The organism is Tissierella sp. MB52-C2 (genome assembly GCF_030931715.1).
Classification (GTDB): Bacteria; Bacillota; Clostridia; order Tissierellales; family Tissierellaceae; genus Tissierella.
Genome location: NZ_CP133261.1, coordinates 696,886 through 719,704 on the forward strand (window position 1 = coordinate 696,886; position 22,819 = coordinate 719,704).

21 protein-coding genes are annotated in these 22,819 nt (G+C 28.5%); 16 read left to right on the forward strand and 5 right to left on the reverse strand.

The genetic code is table 11. The annotated features are described in order from the left end of the window. Window positions 1-12 precede the first annotated feature (12 nt). From RBU61_RS03540 to rodA, 5 genes are all read right to left on the reverse strand, one after another. A complete protein-coding gene (locus RBU61_RS03540; protein ID WP_308878180.1) occupies window positions 13-1,242 on the reverse strand; it encodes a S41 family peptidase in 1,230 nt (409 codons plus the stop codon). A 69-nt stretch (window positions 1,243-1,311) separates the two neighbouring features. Then, window positions 1,312-2,649, reverse strand: coding sequence for a DUF4097 family beta strand repeat-containing protein (locus tag RBU61_RS03545; protein WP_308878181.1), 1,338 nt, complete (start codon window positions 2,647-2,649; stop codon window positions 1,312-1,314). Between the two features lie 12 nt (window positions 2,650-2,661). Further along, complete coding sequence (locus tag RBU61_RS03550; protein WP_308878182.1) at window positions 2,662-3,231, reverse strand: HAAS domain-containing protein; 570 nt, start codon at window positions 3,229-3,231, stop codon at window positions 2,662-2,664. Beyond that, entirely contained in the window at window positions 3,228-3,545 is a 318-nt protein-coding gene (locus tag RBU61_RS03555) for a PadR family transcriptional regulator (protein ID WP_308878183.1), read from the reverse strand. The genes RBU61_RS03550 and RBU61_RS03555 overlap by 4 nt, the downstream gene beginning before the upstream one ends. An 87-nt stretch (window positions 3,546-3,632) precedes the next feature. Then, window positions 3,633-4,739, reverse strand: a complete 1,107-nt coding sequence (gene rodA / locus RBU61_RS03560; RefSeq protein WP_308878184.1) for a rod shape-determining protein RodA — start codon at window positions 4,737-4,739, stop codon at window positions 3,633-3,635. A 112-nt stretch (window positions 4,740-4,851) separates the two neighbouring features. On the opposite strand from rodA, the gene RBU61_RS03565 reads away from it, so the two are divergent. The 16 genes from RBU61_RS03565 to RBU61_RS03640 all read left to right on the forward strand — a co-directional run bounded on the left by RBU61_RS03565 (window position 4,852) and on the right by RBU61_RS03640 (window position 21,496). Next, window positions 4,852-5,691: a deoxyribonuclease IV gene (locus tag RBU61_RS03565; protein WP_308878185.1), complete on the forward strand. Its 840-nt coding sequence runs from the start codon at window positions 4,852-4,854 to the stop codon at window positions 5,689-5,691. Continuing rightward, the gene (gene queG, locus RBU61_RS03570) at window positions 5,679-6,716 is read left to right on the forward strand and encodes a tRNA epoxyqueuosine(34) reductase QueG (RefSeq protein WP_308878186.1); all 1,038 of its coding nucleotides are present in this window, start codon (window positions 5,679-5,681) and stop codon (window positions 6,714-6,716) included. The genes RBU61_RS03565 and queG overlap by 13 nt, the downstream gene beginning before the upstream one ends. Window positions 6,717-6,774: 58 nt before the next feature. Then, entirely contained in the window at window positions 6,775-7,965 is a 1,191-nt protein-coding gene (locus RBU61_RS03575) for a glycine C-acetyltransferase (RefSeq protein ID WP_308878187.1), read from the forward strand. Window positions 7,966-8,033: 68 nt separating this feature from the next. Further along, window positions 8,034-8,315, forward strand: a complete 282-nt coding sequence (locus RBU61_RS03580) for a DUF503 domain-containing protein (protein WP_308878188.1) — start codon at window positions 8,034-8,036, stop codon at window positions 8,313-8,315. 8 nt (window positions 8,316-8,323) lie between these two features. Next, window positions 8,324-8,974, forward strand: a complete 651-nt coding sequence (gene nth / locus RBU61_RS03585) for an endonuclease III (RefSeq protein WP_308878189.1) — start codon at window positions 8,324-8,326, stop codon at window positions 8,972-8,974. A 156-nt stretch (window positions 8,975-9,130) separates the two neighbouring features. After that, on the forward strand, window positions 9,131-10,483 hold the full coding sequence (locus RBU61_RS03590; RefSeq protein ID WP_308878190.1) for a VanW family protein: 1,353 nt from the start codon (window positions 9,131-9,133) through the stop codon (window positions 10,481-10,483). 46 nt (window positions 10,484-10,529) lie between these two features. Next, complete coding sequence (locus RBU61_RS03595; protein ID WP_308878191.1) at window positions 10,530-11,201, forward strand: DUF2225 domain-containing protein; 672 nt, start codon at window positions 10,530-10,532, stop codon at window positions 11,199-11,201. A 154-nt stretch (window positions 11,202-11,355) separates the two neighbouring features. Beyond that, window positions 11,356-12,009, forward strand: coding sequence for a CPBP family intramembrane glutamic endopeptidase (locus RBU61_RS03600; RefSeq protein WP_308878192.1), 654 nt, complete (start codon window positions 11,356-11,358; stop codon window positions 12,007-12,009). A gap of 34 nt (window positions 12,010-12,043) precedes the next feature. Further along, on the forward strand, window positions 12,044-12,379 hold the full coding sequence (locus RBU61_RS03605; RefSeq protein WP_308878193.1) for a hypothetical protein: 336 nt from the start codon (window positions 12,044-12,046) through the stop codon (window positions 12,377-12,379). 369 nt (window positions 12,380-12,748) lie between these two features. Further along, window positions 12,749-15,853 (forward strand): lantibiotic dehydratase, encoded by a 3,105-nt coding sequence (locus RBU61_RS03610; RefSeq protein WP_308878194.1) that lies wholly within the window; start codon window positions 12,749-12,751, stop codon window positions 15,851-15,853. 106 nt (window positions 15,854-15,959) lie between these two features. Then, entirely contained in the window at window positions 15,960-16,208 is a 249-nt protein-coding gene (locus tag RBU61_RS03615) for a hypothetical protein (RefSeq protein ID WP_308878195.1), read from the forward strand. Between the two features lie 95 nt (window positions 16,209-16,303). Then, complete coding sequence (locus RBU61_RS03620) at window positions 16,304-16,516, forward strand: hypothetical protein (RefSeq protein ID WP_308878196.1); 213 nt, start codon at window positions 16,304-16,306, stop codon at window positions 16,514-16,516. 19 nt (window positions 16,517-16,535) lie between these two features. Further along, a complete protein-coding gene (locus RBU61_RS03625) occupies window positions 16,536-17,471 on the forward strand; it encodes a type II CAAX endopeptidase family protein (RefSeq protein ID WP_308878197.1) in 936 nt (311 codons plus the stop codon). A 40-nt stretch (window positions 17,472-17,511) separates the two neighbouring features. Continuing rightward, window positions 17,512-18,234, forward strand: a complete 723-nt coding sequence (locus RBU61_RS03630) for a flavodoxin family protein (protein ID WP_308878198.1) — start codon at window positions 17,512-17,514, stop codon at window positions 18,232-18,234. Window positions 18,235-18,277: 43 nt separating this feature from the next. Further along, window positions 18,278-19,591 (forward strand): lanthionine synthetase LanC family protein, encoded by a 1,314-nt coding sequence (locus RBU61_RS03635; RefSeq protein WP_308878199.1) that lies wholly within the window; start codon window positions 18,278-18,280, stop codon window positions 19,589-19,591. 69 nt (window positions 19,592-19,660) lie between these two features. Beyond that, window positions 19,661-21,496: an ABC transporter ATP-binding protein gene (locus RBU61_RS03640; protein WP_308878200.1), complete on the forward strand. Its 1,836-nt coding sequence runs from the start codon at window positions 19,661-19,663 to the stop codon at window positions 21,494-21,496. The last annotated feature ends 1,323 nt before the right edge of the window (window positions 21,497-22,819 follow it).

A 22,819-nucleotide genomic window follows, 5' to 3' on the forward strand; every position in this document is an offset into this window, starting at 1 on the left:
ACATCCTATAATTTAATTATTTAGAATATATTGAATTGCTTCATCTGTTTTATAACTAGTGCCGATTGTAGGATCTATCTCTATATCAGGAGTAGTCTGTACTTCTTCATTTATAGTTCCGTCACCATTTAGAGCTAGTAGACTGCTAAAACGTACTACTATACCGCTATTGGGTAAAGAAAAGAACAATGGATCTATTCCAATACCATCTCCACCAGTAGTGGAGCCTACCAAGGTTGCAAAACCACTATCCTTACAAAAACTGGCAAAGCTTTCTGAAGATGAATAAACAGCTTTATCTACTAATAAATATATTTTACCATTAAAATTCACGGGGTCTTTTGGAACTACTACTCTGCTAGATATATAATAATAGTCAAAATCTGTATTTACCTCTTCTGGAAAATCTTCTAAAATACTTTTTGCTATGCTTGTTACAGGGGACTGTTTTATTCTCCTTGCCTTATAAAAAGATTTTCCATATTTACCCCTCGTAAAAATATAGTTATCTACAGATGTTCTTTCTTTAGCTAAAGGCTCTATAACATTTTCTATCCAATATAAATCATCACCACCGCTATTACCTCTGATGTCTATAATTAATTTATTATAATCTTTGATTTTTTCATAGAAATTTCTAATTTCTTTGCCGTCTTCTTCAATTTTTTCACCATTCATTTGATTGATTTGCAAATAGGCTACTTGATTAGGTGTAATAATATCTGAAATGAAAGCTGGAGTATTAAGATTAAAGAATCCTTGTTTTTTTGTATCTGCAGATTCATTTTCCTTAAATCCATACCATTCAAGAACAGTTTTATTTTTAAATACTTTAGCCCATGGTTTAAGAGATTTTCCCTGCTTAGGATTGGTATATACGGTGTAATATCTTGTGAAATTTTCTTTATCTATTACGTGAGTATGACCGTTGTTCAAATCTTTTACTATGGCAGAAATATTATACATAAAATCCATATCACTGTTGGAAGCTTTGATTAATTCTATATATTTTGTCTTTTGTTCTAGCCAATTAATACCATTAACTCTTTCATTAACCTTTAAAAAAGGATAATTATCAGAAATTATTGTGTATAGGTATTCAAAGTCCTCAAGCTTTTCTTCCATAGATAATTCTGTAGAAGTATTTATATTATTTACTTCTTGTGTGCAACCAGCTAAGCCACCAAATACTGATACAATCAATAAAATATACACTAAGAATCTTTTCCCAATAAAATTCAAAACTATCTCCCCTTTTTTAATTAATATATTTTATTAAAGAAAAATTCCTATAAGAATTTTCTTATTTATCTATTTTTGTCTAAATCTAACGTCTCCAGCTGAAGTACTAATATCAATAGATTTTTCCCCTGAACCTATTGTAGCTCTAAATCTGCCCTTATCGTTTTCTTGTATATTCATATTTCCAAATGTGATAAAGTCACCTGAAGAAGTAGTGCCTTGGATAGTGTAACTAGGATTATCACCTAAGCTAATAGATATATCACCAGAAGTAGTGGATAATTTCATATTTTCTTTTGTGTTTTTATTATCTAAAGAAATACGACCAGAGCTAGTAGATATTTTAAGTTCACCTATACAATTTTCTAATTCTATATCTCCAGAAGTAGCTGATAGGTCTAATTTTTGACCCTCAACATTCTTGAACCTTTGTTCGCCGGCACTAGTAGATACTTTAAGTTCACCTACACAATCTTCTAATTCTATATCTCCAGAAGTAGCTGATAAATCTAACTTTTGACTTTCAACATTTTTAAATCTTTGTTCGCCAGAGCTAGACTCACATTCAACTTCACCTTTAGAATTTTTTAATGTAATGTCTCCAGAAGTAGCAATCAAAGTTAATTTATTACCCTCAAGGTTTTCAAGTTTCTGTTCACCAGAACTGGATGAAATATTAAAGTATTCTCCAGTTAGATCTTTCATATAAATATCTCCAGAAGAAGCAGAAACATCAAAGTTACCATTGTAAGATTTTGGTACAAATATCTCTAAAACAACATTAGAATCTACTATAGAATAACTATTTTTATTTGTTTTAAGTTTAATATTTAAACTATTAGATATTTTTTCCACATTTAAAACTGGTACTACATTGGTTTTCATTTTACCATAATAATGAATACCAACATCATCTCTTTCTTCAGAAGTTATCTTAACATCAATAAACTCAGGAGAAACTATTATAGTATCTATTCCAGTTATTTCAGCTTGATTTTCTTCATCAACAGTCTCCCATTTTAAATTTCTGGAATTTATACCGAACCAGTTCCAGTTACCCAAAAATGATTTATTTCTTTCCTTGATGTTAACACCATTTAAGCCAATAGAAACTTGCTCATCTCCATCCTTAACTTTGACTCCATCCCAGCCAATAGAAACTCCATCATCTCCATCATTGACTTTAATGCCGTTCCAACCAATAGAAACTTGATCATCACCATCTTTAACTTCTATTCCGTCTGGACCTATTTTTATCGCCTCATTCCTAGATTTAATGTTTAACAGCCTATTAAATCCAGAGCCTACAGATCTATAGTTGTCATTATATCTTAAAGATAGAAAGCCCACTCCAAGAGCTATTAAAGCAATTGCTGCTAAAATTGAAACAACTTTTTTAGTACTCATTTCTTAAACCTCCTATTTATTAATTAATTCTAAATTCCATCTAATATATTTAAAGGTCAACTGATATAACAGTTTTGTTAAGTATATAGACAATATTATTCCCAATGCACCTAATGCAAGTAAGCCTATACCAAAAGAGAGGGATGTAAGAATGTGGGGTGCAGGTACCAGGGATAAAAAACTAAGCGGAGAACCAAATAAAATTGCAACTCCACCGGCTGTAATACCTATACCCATTCCATATGAACCAAGAAGAAGACCTACTAAGCCTAAATAGGGTCCTAATACTATTATTACATTAAAAGCTATTAAACCTAAGGTGATTAACAGTTTTCTCCCATCATTATTAGAATAATTCCCATTATTAATATTCCCGGTATCATGCGTTCCATATGTTGTTTTATAATTGCTTGCAACCTCTCTAGGATCACCTAATTCTTTAGATATTTCTTCTTCCGATTTACCCTTAGAAATACCTATGTGAAAATGTTCTTCATAATCTGATAAAATATCTTCTAATTCGAATATAGGTAATCCTTGTAGATAAAACCTTAGCCTATTTAAATATTCTTGCTTATTCATGATAAATCACCTCTTAATATACTATTTACTCCATCGATAAAACTTTCCCATTCAATAACTAATTCTTCGAAAACCTCAGTACCCCTTGCAGTTAACTTGTAATATTTTCTGGGAGGTCCTTCTTGGGATTCCTCTAAATATGTTGTAACATAGCCTTCAGTTCTAAATTTTCTCAGTAGGGGATATATTGTTCCTTCTGAAATATTTATATACTGAGAGATATGTTCTACTAATTCATAGCCATAGAAATCTTTTTTATCTAGTAGTGAAAGAACACAAAGCTCTAATACACCTTTTTTAAATTGAATATTCATGAGCATATCTCCTTTTATTTTCTTAACTACAATATATCATATGCTACCTTTTATTACAAGGTACTAAAATAAAAAAATAGAGAAGAGTTAAAAAGTTAATTCTTCTCTATGAACACTTATGCTTAATATTATACCTATACATATCATATTAGATAATTGAAATGTTCCTCCGTAACTCATAAAGGGGAGAGGGATTCCTGTTATTGGCATAAGTCCTATTGTCATACCTATATTCTCCCATATGTGAAAGAGAAACATTGCAGCAAATCCTACTATCATTAATGAACCAAATAAATCTTTAGATTTTCTAGCAATTATTATAAATCTATTAAGCATTATAAAATATAGGATAATTAGTCCAAGGCCTCCTATTAGTCCTAATTCTTCTACTATTACGGCAAATATATAGTCAGTTTGTTTTTCTGGTATATAATTAAATTGAGTATATACTCCTTCAAATAAACCTCTGCCAAATATTTTACCAGAACCAATGGCAACTCTGCCCTGCATGGCCTGATATCCAGAATTTGATAGATCTCTTTCAGGATCTATAAAGTTAAATATACGATCCTTCTGATATTGATCCAGCTTAAACCATAGAACAGGAAGACTTAAAAGTCCTAGTGATAATGCATAGCCAATATATTTCCATTGTACTCCAGCGATAAATAGCATGGCAGCTATGAAAAAAACAAATACCATTGCAGTACCAGCATCAGGTTGCATAAGAATAAGAACTACTGGAAGAAAGGCAAAGCCCAATATCTTTAATAAGATAAAAGGTTCATTTATACGGTCTTTATGATTATCTATAAATTTAGCCAAAGATATAATTAAACCAATCTTTACGAACTCCGCTGGCTGAAACCTAACAGGTCCAATTTTCAACCAAGATCTGGCACCCCATTGGTCTTCTCCAATACCAAATATAAGAACTGCTATAAGTAAAAGATTACATATTACATAAATAGGTATGTAAAGCTTTCCCAAAAACTCATAATCTAATAAAACGAGTATGGCAATTAACACTAGCCCTAAAATTGTAGCTATACCTTGAGTTTTAACATTACTCATGGTGCCATAGCTTAAGGTTGCACTCATTATCATAAGTAGGCCATAACCACAGAGTAATATCATGGTAAAAAATAGAATGTAATCAAAATTTTTATAGGCTTTTTTCTTTAAATTAAACATAATATTTCTTCCTTTCTCAACACTAAAGAATATTATAACATATTTTAATCTTTTGAAGTAGTTAAAAATAAATAACAATATGGTATTATATAGAGAGAAAGGGTGATAAAATATGTTAAATATTGGTTGTCATTTATCCATTTCAAAGGGATATTATAATGCTGCATTAGAAGCAGTATCCATAGGAGCTAATACATTTCAATTTTTTACTAGAAACCCTAGGGGGGGAAAGGCAAAGGAAATTGATATGGAAGATATAAATAGACTTAAAGATTTAATGAATGAGTATAAATTTGCACCACTTTTTGCCCATGGAGCCTATACGATGAATCTGTGTTCAGATAAAGAAGGAACTAGAGAGTTTGCAAATATTATTTTAAAAGATGATTTGGAAAGACTAAAAATAATTCCAAATACTTATTATGTATTCCATCCAGGTTCCCATGTAGGACAAGGTAGTGAAAAAGGTATAGAATTTATCGTAGATGCTTTAAATAATGTCATAGATGAAGATAATGATACAGTAATTTTATTGGAAGGAATGTCAGGTAAAGGAACAGAAATAGGAAGAAATATGGAAGAACTTAAATCTATAATAGATGGTGTAAAATACAATAAAAATCTTGGAATATGTATAGATACCTGTCATTTATATTCAGCTGGATATGATATAGTTAATAATTTGGATGGTGTGTTGAAGGAAATAGATAAGACAATAGGTATAAATAGAATTAAGGCAGTACATCTTAATGATAGTAAAGTAGATTTTGCTTCTAATAAAGATAGACATGAAGTCATAGGAGAGGGAACCATAGGTTTTGATGCTATAGTAAACGTAATTAACCATCCATTATTAAAGGACTTACCTTTTAATTTAGAAACTCCAAATGAGTTAGCTGGATATAAGAAGGAAATTGAAATTCTTAGAAGGGAATATAAATGGAAGGATTAAATCAATATATATTAGAAAAATCCAAAGAACTAAACATAGATATTTGCGGATTTACAGACTCATTACCCTTATATACCTTAGGGGATTATCTTGTATATAGGGAAAAAAATAATATAAAAACTGAATTTGAGGAAAAGGACATAAATAAAAGAATAGATCCAAGACTTACTATGACTAACTGTAAATCTATAATAGTAATTGGATTATCTTATAATATAGACTATAATGAAAAGCCAGAATATCTATTACGAGGAAAATTATCAAAATCAAGCTGGGGAATTGACTACCATTTAGTATTAAAGAAAAAAATAGAAGAACTCATTAAAGAAATAAAAAAGAAAGTAGATTTTGAGTATAAATATTTTGTAGATACAGGTCCTTTAATAGATAGGGAATTAGCTAGAAAAGCCGGTATTGGATATTATGGTAAGAATTGTTCTATAATAAATAAAGAATATGGTTCATTTATATTTCTAGGGTATATATTAACTGATTTAGACTTAGAAGTAAGTAAAGAAGCTGAAGCAGAATGCGGTGATTGTAATCTATGTATCAGTGCTTGTCCTACAGGCGCTTTAGAAAAACCATATAGGTTAAATCCTAAAAAGTGTATATCATATTTAACTCAAACAAAGGATAATATACCTATAGCTTTGAGAGAAAAGATGGGAATGAAAATATATGGATGTGATACCTGTCAATTAGTTTGTCCAAAGAACAAAGGTATAAAAAAGTCCAATTATGAAGAGTTTATTCCAGTATTGACCAAAGGTTATATGAATATAGAAGAATTGCTTACCATATCCAATAGAGAATTCAAAAGAAAATACGGAACTATGGCTGGAAGCTGGCGAGGAAAATCTATATTAAAAAGAAATGCCATAATAGTTTTAGGTAATATGAAAAGAACAGAAAACATTCAATTATTAGTAAATTTATTAAAAGATGAAAGCCCTGAAATTAGAGAATATTCAGAATGGGCTATAGTAAATATTTTTTTAACAATCCGTAAAAAACGGATGTAATAAATATAAAAGATGTGTTATAATATATCACGAAAGAAGAAATTTAAGGAGGTATACTATGTCTAATGTTCATGAATTAAGTTATTTAAAGGAAAAGATTGAAGAACTGAAGAAGGATGGAGTATATAGGACGTTGCCAGTAATGGAAACAGCAAGTGAAGCAGAAGTAATATTAAACGGAAAAAAGGTTATAAACTTATCGTCAAATAACTACCTTGGATTCGCTAATAATGATAGAATAAAAAAGGCAGCTATTGCAGCAATAGAAAAGTATGGTGCAGGTTCAGGAGCTGTTAGAACTATTATTGGAAATATGGATATTCATGAAGATTTAGAAAAGCTTTTAGCTAAATTTAAAAAAGATGAAGCAGCATTTTTATATCAATCAGCTTTTAACTGTAATGCTGGTACTATTCAAGCTATAACTGAACCAGGAGATATTATAATATCTGATGAATTAAACCATGCTTCAATAATAGATGGTTGTAGATTATCAAAGGCTTCAAAGACTGTTTTCAAACACTCAGATATGGACAGTTTAGAAGCAGTTTTAAAGGATGCAAGAAAAAATTATAAAAATATCTTAATCATTACTGATGGTGTTTTCAGTATGGATGGAGACATAGCTAAGCTTCCTGAAATAGTTGAATTAGCAGAAAAATATGAAGCTATGACATATGTAGATGACTCCCATGGATCAGGAGTATTAGGTGAAAGTGGAAGAGGTACTATAGACCATTTTGGATTACATGGTAGAGTAGACTTCTCAATGGGATGTCTTTCAAAGGGAATAGGAGTAATGGGTGGATATGTATCTGGTTCACAAACTATGTACGATTGGTTAAGCCATAGATCAAGACCAGTGTTATTCAGTACATCGTTACCACCAGCAGTTGTTGGAGCTGTTACAGAAGCAGTAACTATGTTAATGGAATCAACAGAATATACAGATAAACTTTGGGAAAATGCAAGATATTGGAAAGAAAAAATTGGTGGCTTAGGATTTAACACAGGACATAGCGAGACTCCAATTACTCCAGTAATTATAGGAGACGAAGCAAAGACTATGGAATTCAGTAGAAAACTATTAGAAAACGGAGTTTTCGTATCAGGTATTGTATTCCCAACAGTTCCAAAAGGAACAGGAAGAGTTAGATGTATGGTAACTGCAGCTCATACAAAAGAACAATTAGATAGAGCAGTTGAAGTGTTTGAAAAAGTAGGAAAAGAAATGAATATATTAAAATAATTAAAGGGAGAATATTTCTCCCTTTTTCTTTTACATAAAAATAAAATATAAGATTAGGAGATTATAAAATGATAATAGGTTCTTGCTCATTGAAAGTAATAATATATGAATCTAATTCGTTAAAAGATAAAAGACAAGTAATAAAAAGTATAATGGGTAGACTACAATCAAGATTTAATATATCCATAGCCGAAGTAGGCTTAAATGATAGTTGGCAATCTTCCATAATAGGATTTGTTTGTGTAACAAATGATGTCAATCATGCCAATGAAATTTTGTCAAATGTAATTAAGTTTATAGATGATGATGGTAGGGTAGAAATAGTAGAGCATGAAATAGAAATATTGTAGGTGAGAAAATGAAGAAAATGTTATCAAAAGAAGAAATAAAAGTAGTTTTAGAAAAACTAGATGAAAGGTTTCCAGATGCAAAGGCAGAGCTAAATTATACTAATCCCTTTGAATTATTAATAGCAACTATACTTTCAGCCCAATGTACAGATGTTCAAGTAAATAAGACTACATCCACATTGTTTGAAGAACTTATAACACCAGAGGATTATATAAAATTGTCAGAAGAAGAAATAGGAAAAAGAATTAAATCCTGTGGGTTTTACAAAACTAAAGGAAAAAATATACTTGAAACCTGTAGACTACTCATAGAAAATCATAATAGCCAAGTACCAAATACTATGGAAGAACTGACTAAGCTGCCGGGAGTAGGTAGAAAAACTGCAAATGTAGTACTATCAAATGCCTTTGATATACCAGGTATTGCTGTAGATACACATGTTTTCAGAGTAGCTAATAGAATAGGGTTAGCTGATAGTAAAAATGTCCTAGATACCGAAAAGGATTTAATGGATAATATAGATAAACAAATATGGTCAAAGGCTCATCATTTATTAATCTTTCATGGAAGAAGGATTTGTAAGGCTAGAAAACCTTTATGTGATATATGCCCTGTAAGGGAATATTGTTTCTATTATGAAACGGAAGTTCAAGAATAGATAAATATTAGTTTAGAATATATATACATGGCTTAGATAATAATAAAATGAATAATGATAAATCAATTAAACAGTAATAAATACTGAAACCATATAAATATAATGTATAATAATAGATTTATATAAAAATTGATTATTATAATTCGGAGGTAATATATGAAAAAGTCTATAATTATATTATTATCTATTTCTATAATATTAGTTGCAGCAGCCCTAGGGGCAGGAATGTATATTTATAAAAATGTTCTAAATATAAATACTATTTATAAAGGTGTAAAAATAGATGGTAATTCCGTAGAAAATAGAACAATAGACCAAGCCCTAGAACTTATAAAGGAAAAGAAAGAACCTGAAATTGATGAAAAATATATGAACCTATTATATGGTGGAAAAATATACAAAATAGATTTGAGGCAGTTAGGATTTTCTTATGAATATGATACTGCTGTTAAGAATGCTTTTCAGCTAGGTAGAGAAGGAAACTTTATTAAAAGATTAAGGGATATAAGAAAGATAAAAGCAGGTGTAAATATTCCTCTAGATTCTTTTTATGATGAAGAAAAGATAGAAAACATATCAAAGAATATCTCCCGGGAAATAAATAAAGATAGTGTAGATGCTAAAATCAAACTTGATAAAGGTAAAATTACTGTAACAGATCATATAGTAGGAAAGAAAGTAAGTTTAGATGAATTAGTCTCTATAATAGAAAAAAATATGTATGAATTAAGAGATATAGAAATTCCAGTAAAAGATATAGAACCACAGCTTACAAAGGAATTTCTATCTAGAATAAATGGAGTAATAGGGGAATTTTCTACTTCCTTTAAGGGAAGTAGTGCAGGCAGGGTGGAAAACATTAGATTATCAACTCAAGCCATTAGTAATAAGCTTATTCTGCCAGGACAAGAATTTTCATATAATAATACTACAGGACCTAGAACTCAGGAATCTGGATATAAAGAAGCAAATGTAATCATAGGTGGAGAGTTAACCCCTGGTCTTGGTGGAGGCGTTTGCCAAACATCAACTACTATGTATAATGCTTTGCTATTAGCGGATCTTACAATTTTAGAAAGGAGTCCTCATTCCATACCTGCCAGCTATGTGCCATATGGCCAAGATGCAGCCGTATCTTATGGATATTTGGATTTGAAATTTAGAAACGACTTTGATTTCCCAGTATACACATATGGAAAGGTAGTAGGCAATCAAGTATATATTTACATCTATGGAGATACAAGGGCAAAGAATTATCAAGTAAAAATAAATCCACAAATTGTAGAAACTATTCCACCTAAAGTAGAAGAAATCTATGATGGGAAACTATCTTTAGGTGAAAAAATAAATGTACAGAAGGGAAGAACTGGATACAAAGTTAATACTTATAAAACTATTATAAAAGATGGGAAAGTAATGTCAAAAAAACAAATTACTACAGATCACTACAGAAAAAAAGATTACGTATATAAAATTGGGCCTTCAATCCCTGTTAATTCCAATAATTAATGTTATAATGATATATAACATGATTATAGGAAAGGTGGAGTAGTAATTGACAGATGTAAAGGAGCTATTTGACAAAAATATTAGATGTCCAATTTGTAAAAAAGCGTTTGTAACTAAAAGAGTGAGAACATCAAGACTAAGGCTTATAAAAAGAGATGAGGATTTTTTAAATCATTATAATACAGAAAATCCTATAAAATATAGTGTACTTGTATGCCCACATTGTGGATATGCAGCTTTAGAAACTAGATTCGACGATATTAAACCTAGTGAAATAGAGATAATCAGAAAGAGTGTATCAGCTAAATGGAAAAGCAGAGATTTTGGTGGAGTAAGAGATTTAGATGAATCAATAGAAGCTTATAAATTAGCATTACTTTCTGCAACCTTAATAAGTGCGAAAAAAATTGAGGTTGCGAATATCTGTTTAAATCTTGGTTGGCTATATAGATTAAGTGAAAATAATGAGGAAGAAATAAGGTTTTTAACTTTAGCAAGAGATACTTTTATAGATGTATATAATAACGATTCTCTGTCAGGTACAAATATGGATGAAAGTAAATTATCTTATTTAATAGGAGAACTATCAAGGAGATTAGATGACAAAGATAAGGCTTCATCTTGGCTTCGCATTTGTCTAGAACTTCCATCTACAAAAATGAATCCGGGTTTAGATGATATGGCTAGGGAACAATGGAGATTAGTGAAGGATATGTAGCTATAAATAAGAGTTACTTTTAGAAAATAATAAAAGTGACTCTTTTATTTGTCGAAATTTAATGGCTAATATAACATTGTAAGAATATTAAGAATGTGATATAAAGTAAGTGTCAAATGCTTTGAGATTATATTTATAGTAAGGGGCGAAAAACATGGAAAACAATATTGGATTAATTGAATCTTTTAAAAGAAAAAATATCAAAGCCATAGATATGATTAAATTATTTATATACCAACACGCTGCTGTTTATACAATTTTATTATTTTTAATTATAATTGAATTCATACTAAATACTAAAGGATATTCAATGCATAAAGGTATTCTATATAAAGGCGATAAATCCACTATTAACATTACGTTTTGGACAGGTGTCCGTATTTGTACAATTTCACCATTTATAGAAGAAGTTGTTTTTAGAGATTTAATATTGAGATTCCTAAAAAAATATGGAGTCAAATTTGCTATAATAACTCAAGCATTGATATTTGGTATCCTTCATAACAATATAATTACAATTGTACATACTACAGTATTCGGGATACTATATGGATATATTGCAGTTAAGACGAATTCAATTGTAGTAACAACTATTTTACATATAATGCAGAATTCATTTACTGTTTTAATGGGTATGACTATATTAAAAAATGTAGCCAATGTAGATTTAGCACAAATCGTCATGACTATAATATATATTATAGTAGCAATAATAACTTTATATCATTCTAATTGGAAGATTAGAGTAGGTGACGAAATAAATATAGATGTGAGGGAGATTTTATTAAAATATAAATCAAATAAGTAACAGGATGGAAGAATATTAGGTAGGGGGAAAGGCTATGAAAAAAGATACTAAGAATTTATCTTTTGCTAAAGTATCTTTAAAGGATAGGATTTTTTATCTTAACCTGGGCATATTTTCAACTTTAATTCTAACTAACTCTACCGCAATTTGGAATAGTGAAATAGGCTACTATATACAAAAAGTATTTAGAATAATTACATTTATTGTTTTTACTATTATATTTATATTAAATATAATAGGCTTAAATCGAAGGCTAAAGAATAAAAAAGATTTATATAATAAAAAACAAACTTTTAAAATGATATTTGGAGCCTCAATTGAACTTATAACACTGATTCTTGTTATTATAGCAAATGTGAAGTATATATAGATAGCGCATAAATTAAATTTATAGTAAAGTGATTTAAATATCAAAAGGCACTTTTTCATCTTTAATTCAAGGTGATAGAAGTGTCTTTTATATTTATCTAACTTATCCTAGAAAAAAATATTTAAAGAGTTGTTTTCTACAACAGAAATATCATCCTATTTCTATTATTAAAATTTAATAGCTAGTCCAATATTGAAGAAATAGCACCCAGTTTTGCAGGTTGGATTGTAAAGATTTGAAAAGATGATATATTAATATGCAAAACGAATAATTAGTTTGGCTGCTTAGATAAAAGTTCATTAGTAAATTTCGATGTCTATATTTTACTAAACAGAAAAGAGAACTATAAAAAATCAAAGAGGTGATGTTATGAAATATAGGTGTAAAGATGTTTTTATGATAAGGACGCCAACCTTACCAATAGACAAGTTTTCAGAACTATTAATTAAAAACGATATATCAGAGCTTGTTAGTGATGAAAGTATGTATGGCTTTCTTAATGAAAGTTTATTGGTGTCAAGTAAATCTTTGCAGAAATCCCTTAATATGAATACAAAAAATAAGAAAAAAGAAAAGGCTTATAATCTCAGTCTATTAAAGTACATAACTAGAGCATCTGCAAGACCAACCCCTTATGGATTATTCGCTGGTGTGGCACTGGGAAAATTTATAGATTGTGAAAAAGAGGATCTAATTATTATAGATGAGAGTAAGTGCAAAAGAGATGCGAAAGTGGATACTTATTGGATATGTCACCTAATACATGAATTAGAAAAAAAATGCGAAGTACTATCGAAATTACGATTACAATTTAATACTATCTGCTATAGATATGGAGATCGGATGAAGAATCCATATTTTTCAAATCACGGAAGCATTGATAATCTTAAAAATTATGTGGAAGAAAATAATATAAAATATTCTCCACTAATTGATATTATAAAAGAAAATTCAAAATCTTTTATAGCCTATAAAGAACTAAAGTCTAAGATATGTGAGAACTATGAAGGAGTACCAGAGCATATTATAGATAATACACTTGCCATGTTAGTAGAAAACGAGTATCTGTTAACGGATTTAAGGCTACCTGCCTATTGTAACGATAGCTTAGAACATGTTATTCAGAAGCTAGAAAGTAATAAAGAAATAGAAGATTTAACAAACAATCTAAAGAAGTTGAAAAGATTAATAGACGTATATAATAAAAGTACAGCACCTGTAGAAGATGTTGAGATTATAGAAAATATATATGAAATAATGGAAAAACTACATACAACTAAAGATTATATGGAAGTTAATCGGGGGTTAGTTTTAGAAAAAAATAATTTACCTATGTCCTTAAAAAAGAAGATTGAAAATTTCGCCAATACATTTTGTGATATTTATTTGGAAAGTGAACATTATCCAAAACTTGATAAATTCATAAGTGAATTTTCTGAACAGTATGGGTTGAATGTAGAATTACCATTAAAAGAAATTATTGATCCTAATGGATTTGATGGATTATCTTTAATAGAGTCCAAGCCAGTATCGATTAGGGAAAGGGAGAGAAAAATTAGGAAGGTTATAGATAATAAGATTATATCTGCTTTAATGAATAATCAAGAGGACGTAATGCTAACCAAAGATGACTTTGCAAAAACTATAGATAAATATGCAAAAACAAAAGCCCCTAAATCATTTGATATAAATTTTTTTATAACAAAGGTAGGGGATGAATATAATATAGTAGCGGGACCGAACAAAGGTTCATCGAAAGCTGGAAGTATGTTTCAGAGATTTGCAAATCTCTTTGATAGGAATCTTTTAAAAGAATATAATGAAATTTATAGAGAGGAAATTAATATTTCTGAAGATGAGTACATTTTAGTAGAATCAAGAGAGCTAAATATTTCTGGCAGATCAAACAATGTAACAAATAGATTCAAGAATCATAGCTATTATATTCCAATAGCTTTGACAGATGAAGATACTTCTAATCAAATTACAGTGGAAGACTTACTCATTGGATTATCTCAAGATAGAAAATTATATATAAAGTCAAAGAGTGAAAATAGAATATGTAAAATAGTTGAGGATAACATGTTAAATTCAGCTGCAAATAGTAAAATGTTAGGATTCTTAAAAGAAATCTCAAATAAATATGAGGATAAGTTTATTGATAGGTTATATATGTTATATGATAATAAATATGTCTATACTCCTAGAATCAATTTTGAAGGAATCATAATAGAACCAAGAAAATGGATATTAACATATGAAATGCTAGAGTTAGACACTTTTGAAGCATTTAAAATGAGTTTTCAAAAGCACATACATCAGTATCACATAGATAAATTGATTTATCTATGCGAATATGATAACAGATTGATTCTTGATTTGGAAAGAGAAGAATCTATGGATATATTATATTCTTCAGCTAAAAAAAATAAAAAATTAGAATTATGTGAGTTAGAAGATGGACTATTTAATGGAAGTATTGTGAAGGATAAAAAGGAAAGAAGTTATGTTTCTGAAATGGTATTTTCTTTTATATTAAATAATGAAAAAAATGATATGGTTAAACAAAACATAGAAAATTATGTAAAAGACAATTTGATTTTACATAATAAAAATAGAATATTTCCACCATTTAAAGATGGGTGGATATATATAAAATTATACGGAATTGGAAATAGAGAAGATGAGGTGCTTAAAAATATACCTAATATATTAGAAGTTTTGGAAACTCCAAAATTCTTCTATCTAAGATACTTTGATAAGGAAGGAAAACATCTAAGGATTCGATTTAAATTTAGTGATGAAAAAAAAGCTATAGAAAAGATGCAATCCTTAAATACTTGGTTACTAGAGCTTCAAGAGAAAACTTTAATTAATAGATGGATTTTTGATGTTTATCAAAGAGAGATTAATAGATATGGGGGTACAGAATTAATAGAAGAAGTTGAAAACCTGTTTTATAAAGACAGTACTTTTACTATCCATATCTTAAGTTTATTTGATATAGAACAAGAAAGTGAATTAGAAAAAGCTTACATAGTAGGACTAGGTACAATGCTAAAGAGATTAACAAAGAGTGAAGTAGATATGTTTGAAATCCTAGATATTAATGCTTATCCTAAAGTATATAGAGAAGAATTTAAAAAAAATAGGCAGAAGTATATGGATATAGTAGAAAATATATTAACTAATGAGATTGAATCTATTGACTATAGGATAGTAGAAATAAGAGATAGTATATTAGCAAGGGGAGAAGCACTCAAAAATTTTGAAGAAAAACTATCGAAAGCAGTAAATAATAAAAGAAATACCAATAGCAGAAAAGATATTATCTTATCTCTAGTGCATATGTATTGTAATAGATTAACTGGAATAAGAGGATATGAAGAAAAATACTTAGCTATAATAAGACATGCATTATACCATCATATAGAAAAAGAGAAGCATATGAGACAAGTTTATAATAATATATAAATATTTTATAAATAGAAATTAATTTTTGGGACTTGTAGTGATGAATTTGTTTGGTTGAAAATAAATAAGTTGGAAAGAGAAATAAAAATTATTTGGGGGTTATATAATGGGTAATTTTAATGATTTTGATTTAGAGCTTAAGCAAATAAAAAACAGGAGTGGAGATATTACAGCTGCAGCTACTGAAGGATTTATATGTGACTATATTAAAAGTAAGATAGTTGATGTTAGTATAGAAACACTTATTAAAACTTATACAGAGTGTACTGAGGGATGCCCTACTCCTTCAATAGATTATGAACATCGTTCTTGTCGTGGTCCATTAAATGATGGAACAATACAAATTAATTGTTAATAGCCAAATGTAATTTTAAAAAAGCAAAATAGACTAATAAAGTCCCAAAAATTAATATATAATGTATAATTTCACATCAAAAGAAGGAAAAGTCTATGGAAGAAACAGATAGAAATGAAATTTTTATAAAAGTAAGTAATATAGAAAAATTAATTCTCATAGATATTTTTGTTCAACTTATATTTGTAGTATTTCTAATTGATCCAATAGTCAATATATCACACAAATATGAATATTTAAGTAAATGTGGTACCTTAGAGATTGATATAATAATCATAAGCTCTATGTACACGTTACCTATAGTCTAAAGAGAGGTAGAGATAAGACATGGAAGAAATAAATAAAAGTGAAATTTCTGAAATTGCAAGAAAAATGGGAAAGTTTATTATTATCAATTTTTTAGTTGAACTCATTTTTACAATATTTATAAATGATTATTTAGCAAATTTATTACATAGTTATGGTCCATTAAGTAAAAGTGACCCTATTGAAATTGATATGTTGGTTAGAAGCTCTACACATGGATTAAATTCAATAATTGTTGGAATATTTATTTTTAAACCCAATATTAAAGATATATTTTCAAATAAAAATCAAATCTATAAATTAAGTTTAAAGTTAAAAACAAAGTTAACAATATTTTTTATTAGTATGGCACTATTATCTACAATACCAAGTAGTTTTATAATGGTTACTTATACTAAACTGGATATACCTATGCCTGAAACAGCAGTTATTTTATCAATTTTTGCAATATTTACAACACCATTTATTGAAGAAATTTTAAATAGGGGAATTATACTAAATCAATTAAAAGGTATTGGTTATTTATTTTCCATTATAATTTCATCAGTATATTTTGGATCGATACATGGAATCGGATTTTTTCATGCATTTATTATAGGCTTAATACTTGGAGCTGCTTGTATTTTAACAGGGAATATAAGATGGCCAATTATTATCCATTTAATATATAATTTGACATTGCCATTAATTGAAGAGGTATTTTTACGGTTATTCCCAAATGTGAGCTACAGAGTTGGAAAGTTAATTATAGCAATTATACTACTTTTAATCTTTTTAGTGATCAGCAGAAGAGATAAAGAAATTAAGAAAATTAATATAAGGATAAATATAAAAGATATAGTTTCTGAATTTAAAAAAGATAAAGAAAAATATTTAACTTTTATTACTGAACCAATAATTACAGTTATTATTATGAGCTGGATTTTTATTCAGCTAATTTCAGTGCTTGTGATGTGATTATAATAGGTTAAACAGAAGGAGGATGAAGTTATAATATATGGAAATGAAAAAAATAGTGTCAATAGTGGGAAGTAATAATAAAAATTCAGTCACTAATTTAGTTATGTTTGAACTATTGAATAATATAAAAAGTCAAAATGAAAGTTATGAGTATGAAATTATATGTTTAAGCGACTATAATATAAAATATTGTGAAGGATGTGAAGTCTGTTTTAAACAAGGATTTTGTCCAATTGATAAAAAAGATGATTTTGCAATAATTAGAAAAAAGTTAAAGGAAGCAAATATAATTTTTTTTGCAAGTCCAGTCTATGTACATAATGTTTCTGGTATAATGAAGACGTTTTTTGATAGATTTGCAGTTTCTTGTCATTTATTAAATTTTGCAGGTAAACTGGGCTTTACGCTTACAACAACTTATAGCAATGGTCAAGAAAAAGTTAAATTATATTTAAAAGATCTACAAAATTCTATAGGAGTTAAGAACTTAAATAATTATGTATTTTCTAGGGCTACGGACTCAATTGATGAATTTATAGAGACTAATACTAAAATTTTTTTTAAAGAAATAGAACTGAACTATGGATATACAGATAGATACTTAGAAAAAAAATTTAACCAATTTAAATATATGTATGGTCAAATAGATAGAAAAAATTTGTCTATAAATGAGATAAATATCTATGAATGGGAATATTGGAATCAAAAATGGATTAAAGAATGTAGATCTTTCCAAGAATTTGCTGTAAAAAACAAATAGGTTAAATAGTAAATTATGCGAATTAAACAGGAGGCAATGAAATATGAAATATAATTGGAATTACGTAAGTCTATCTGATGATATAAAGAGAAAGATAGAAAAGTTTATTAGAAATATATACTCATATATAGAGAATGAATATAACCAAGAAGTTTTAAATCCTATTTATTATAGGGATGTAATCTTGTTAATTTCAGAAGGATTTCCCATATTAAAAGATAAAGAAAAATGGGAAAAAATTGGTTATGATATATGTAAAGCGATAAAACAAGATTTAGAAAATTATGGTGTTATGGAAAATGATATTGGGATGATTGAAAGTTTTGGATACACATGTTTTGTAGTATCCCAATACAGCAAAAAAACAGGAAACCTAACAATGTTTTCTAATGGCTTAAATAAACTATTCCTTGATTTTCTGGTAGATAAGGCAGAAGTATTTAAAGCGGATTCCAAAGTTACAATGAGAAGATATGATGTTATTTCTGGACTTTCAGGAAGTCTTTATTATCTTTTGGATTTCTCTTGGAATGAAGATGAAATAAAAAAAATAGGGGGTGTTATTTCTTATTTAGTTAGTCTAACTAAACTTTATAATTATAAAGGGAATTCTGTGATGAAGTTTCATATAACTAGAGACAATCAATTTAGAGATGATGAGAAAGAAAGATTTACTAATGGAAACTTTAATTTTGGAATCTCTCATGGAATAATGGGCCCTCTTGTTGCGTTGTCTAAGGCATTTAGTCTTGGATATAAGGTAGACGGATTAAAAGAATCAATAGTAGAGTTAGCTGAACTATATGAGAGATTTAAAGTATATAAAGACAATATTTCATTATGGCCTTCACAGCTATCATTCGAGCAATATTTAATAGGAAAATGCGAAGAGGAACATTGTCACTTAGCTTCCAGCTGGTGCTATGGAAATATAAGTATAGCAAGAGGACTACAAAAAGTCTCTAAAAATATGGGCTGGGCTGAAAAAGAAAAGTTATATAAAAATGACTTAATTAATATAATCAATCAGCCAAGTCAAAATTATAATCTATACAGTCCAGCGCTTTGCCATGGCTATTCAAGTATCTTAGCTATAAGAACTTCTTCATATATAGGTGATAGAGATTATAGATATATAGATAATATTGAAGAAAATATTAATATTATTCTTAGAAGATTTGAAGAAAATAATAAATACATAGAAGAAAATAAAGAAGTACTTAAAAATAAAGATAATTATATCGAGGGATATATTGAGGATTTATCTTTATTAAGTGGATCATTGGGCATTGCGTTAGTTCTATTAAGTGTCATATTAGAAGATATAGGGTACAGTAAACTATTGTTAATTGATTAGAATGATAGATATATACGTGTAGAGATTCTATAATGTTATCCTATCATAGAGATTATAAAGGAGGATATTATGAATAAGGAGACATATTCATTTAACTTAAAAGATGCAATAAAATCCTTCAAGTCATTTCCAAAGGTATTTAGACTACTATGGAGTGTTAGAAAATGTCATCTAATATTAATCACCATGTTTCATATAATAAATGGGATACTCCCTGCGGTTTCCATACTTGCCACACAATCTTTATTAAACGCCATACAAACAAGCATGGGAGAGAAATTTACCTATGTATTATATCCTTTAATAATATATTTAGTTTTAAATTCCTTTGGATATATAATTTCACAATTAAATGCATATCTACAAAGCATATTTAGAATAGATTTAAACTATAAAATGAGTGTAATGATACTAGATAAGGCAAAAACTCTTAGCCTAAGTGATTTTGAAAATTCAGAAGTCTACGACAAACTAAGAAGGGCGCAAAATGAAGCCATAGAAAGACCCTATGCAGTATTTTCCATAGTACTAAGTTTAATAAGCCAATTTTTAGGACTTATATCATCCTTAGCCATACTATTATATTGGAAGCCTTGGGTGATACTTCTAGTGGTTGTTATCCCAATTATATCAACAATTTATATGGCTAAAATGGGACATTTGCAATATAAAATAGAGTATGGAAGATCACAAGAAAGAAGAAAATCTTGGTATCTTAATTATCTAATGACAAATGATATAGCATTTAAGGAAATAAAGATTTATAGACTAGGAGATTATCTTATTGAAGGATATAAGAAACTAAATAAAAAGTTTATTAAACAGGATAAAAAAATAATCAAAAAAAGAACATTAGCATCATTTATATTTGAGATATTAGATCAAATAGTGGGAGGATTTATACTATACCTAATAGTACAATCTGCTTATATAGGAGAAATACTATTAGGAAATACAGTTGCGTACATAAGAAGTCTTTCAAATATAAAAGGAAATATGGAAGGGTTACTAGGTTCAATATCAGCAATGTATCAAAACAACCTATATACAAAACAACTATTTGACTTTTTGGAAATGCCGGTAAAAGAAGAACTATCAATATCAGATAGTATACCAATAGAAGAAATAAACACAATAGAATTCATAGATGTTAGTTTTAAATACCCTAATAGGCAGGAATATGCTTTAAGGGATATAAGCTTTAAAATAAGAAAAGAAGAAAACATTTCTTTAGTAGGAGAAAATGGTTCAGGAAAGTCTACATTGGTAAAGCTAATATCAGGATTTTATCATGATTATGAGGGAGAAATACTAATTAACGGAGTATCAATGAAGAAAATAAATAAGGAAGATTTGGGCAATAAGATAGGCATTATATTTCAAGACTTTAATAGATATGAATTAACCTGTAGAGAAAATATAGGATTAGGAAATATACATTTAATAGATAATGATATAAAACTACAAGATGCAATAGATAAAGCTTATGCCAAGGAAATGGTTAATAGTCTACCAAAGGGAATAGATACACAGTTAGGAGTATGGTTTGATGAAGGAGTCCAACTATCGGGTGGACAATGGCAAAGAATAGCATTGTCTCGTGCATTTCTAAGAGATGCAGATTGTTATATATTAGATGAACCAAGTGCATCCTTAGATCCAGTATCAGAACATGAGATATTTCGAAGAACTTCCGATTTAGCAAAAGATAAGATAAGTATATTTATATCCCATAGATTATATAACCTAAGAAAGATATCATCCAGGATATTAGTATTAAAGGAAGGTAAGTTAATAGAAGAGGGAACTCATGAAGAATTAATGAATTTAAATAAACATTATAGATATCTTTATGATTTACAAAATACTATTGATTTAGTAGATGATATTGAATCGATTGCCTGAAATTCCACATGATATAAAAAATGATTTTAGATAAAGTTGAAGGCATGATGGGAATAGTATGGAAAAAATTAATCAAGAAGATTTTAGAAAATCATATAATAAAGTGGAACTATTGTTTATCTTACAAATACTCTTATAATAGGAATTGTAGAAGAAATAGCATAAAGAAGAATTTTATTGGAAAGTTTGCGAAGATATGAGATGCTTTTACTATAGTTATTTCTGCACTTATTTTTGATATGACCCATGGATTTCGAGTAATTCATTCATTTATTTTTGGAATATTTACTGGGATTTTATATATAAAATCAGAACAATTATCCTAGGAACGATAGAATTTAAATATGGTAGCAATAAATTCCATACAGCATTATTGATGTTTGTTGAATGAGACAAAAAGTTTTTATCTAATAGCTAGCTGGATACTATAAATATTTTTTAAGACACATAATAGCTTGGCTTAAAATACAATATATATCAATAGTTATTTAGAGTATAGTGAAATTGAAAACGTAATAATAAACTTAATTATTCAAAGGGGAATAATAAAAAACGTTGGTATAGATTAATAAGTAAGAGAAGATGTAGAATTAAATAGGAAAAAATATAGTTTCATTATTTGTATTATCTCCATCATATGACTAAGACCTTCAAATATCTTTAAGTGTAGATGCTTGAAGGTCTATTTCTTAATAGAATATTCAAGATATGTAATCGCCTGTATTTGATAAATAGAGTATTTGACTTTGAGGTAAGAAATTCTAGTAACAATAATGAGGTTTATAGGACTAAATTCTATTAGAAATCTTAGATCGTTACATTAAAATATATAGTTCATGGCAACTTATCGCATATAAAAATATGTTTGTTATAATTAATACATCAAAGTGGCTTAAGGAATGTAGACTTGCTCTGAAGATTTTAGGGATAAAAATTGGCGTGGTATTGGTTAGTTTAACTTTGTCAATGACATCATTGGACATGCATGGTGATTCTATTTAGCCCGTTAACCAAGCTACTAGAGGGAATTAGCAGCATCATAAGTTTAATTAATTTAGATGTGAGCTATTGATAATGAGGACAATATATACTACTCTAAAAATTGGCAAAAATAGTGTTATTTTATGAATAAAAGGGGGGGAATAGAGTATGGAATTTAAAAGAATTAATAACAACACCGAAGACATAAAACCTTTGGGACCTTGCCCTGTTAAGGATCAAGTATGTAGATTGTGTGATTATCCAAAGGATATTTGTAACACATGCGATTCAATACAAGATATATGCCGTAAATACGATTATACTTAGAATGAATTAAAAGAA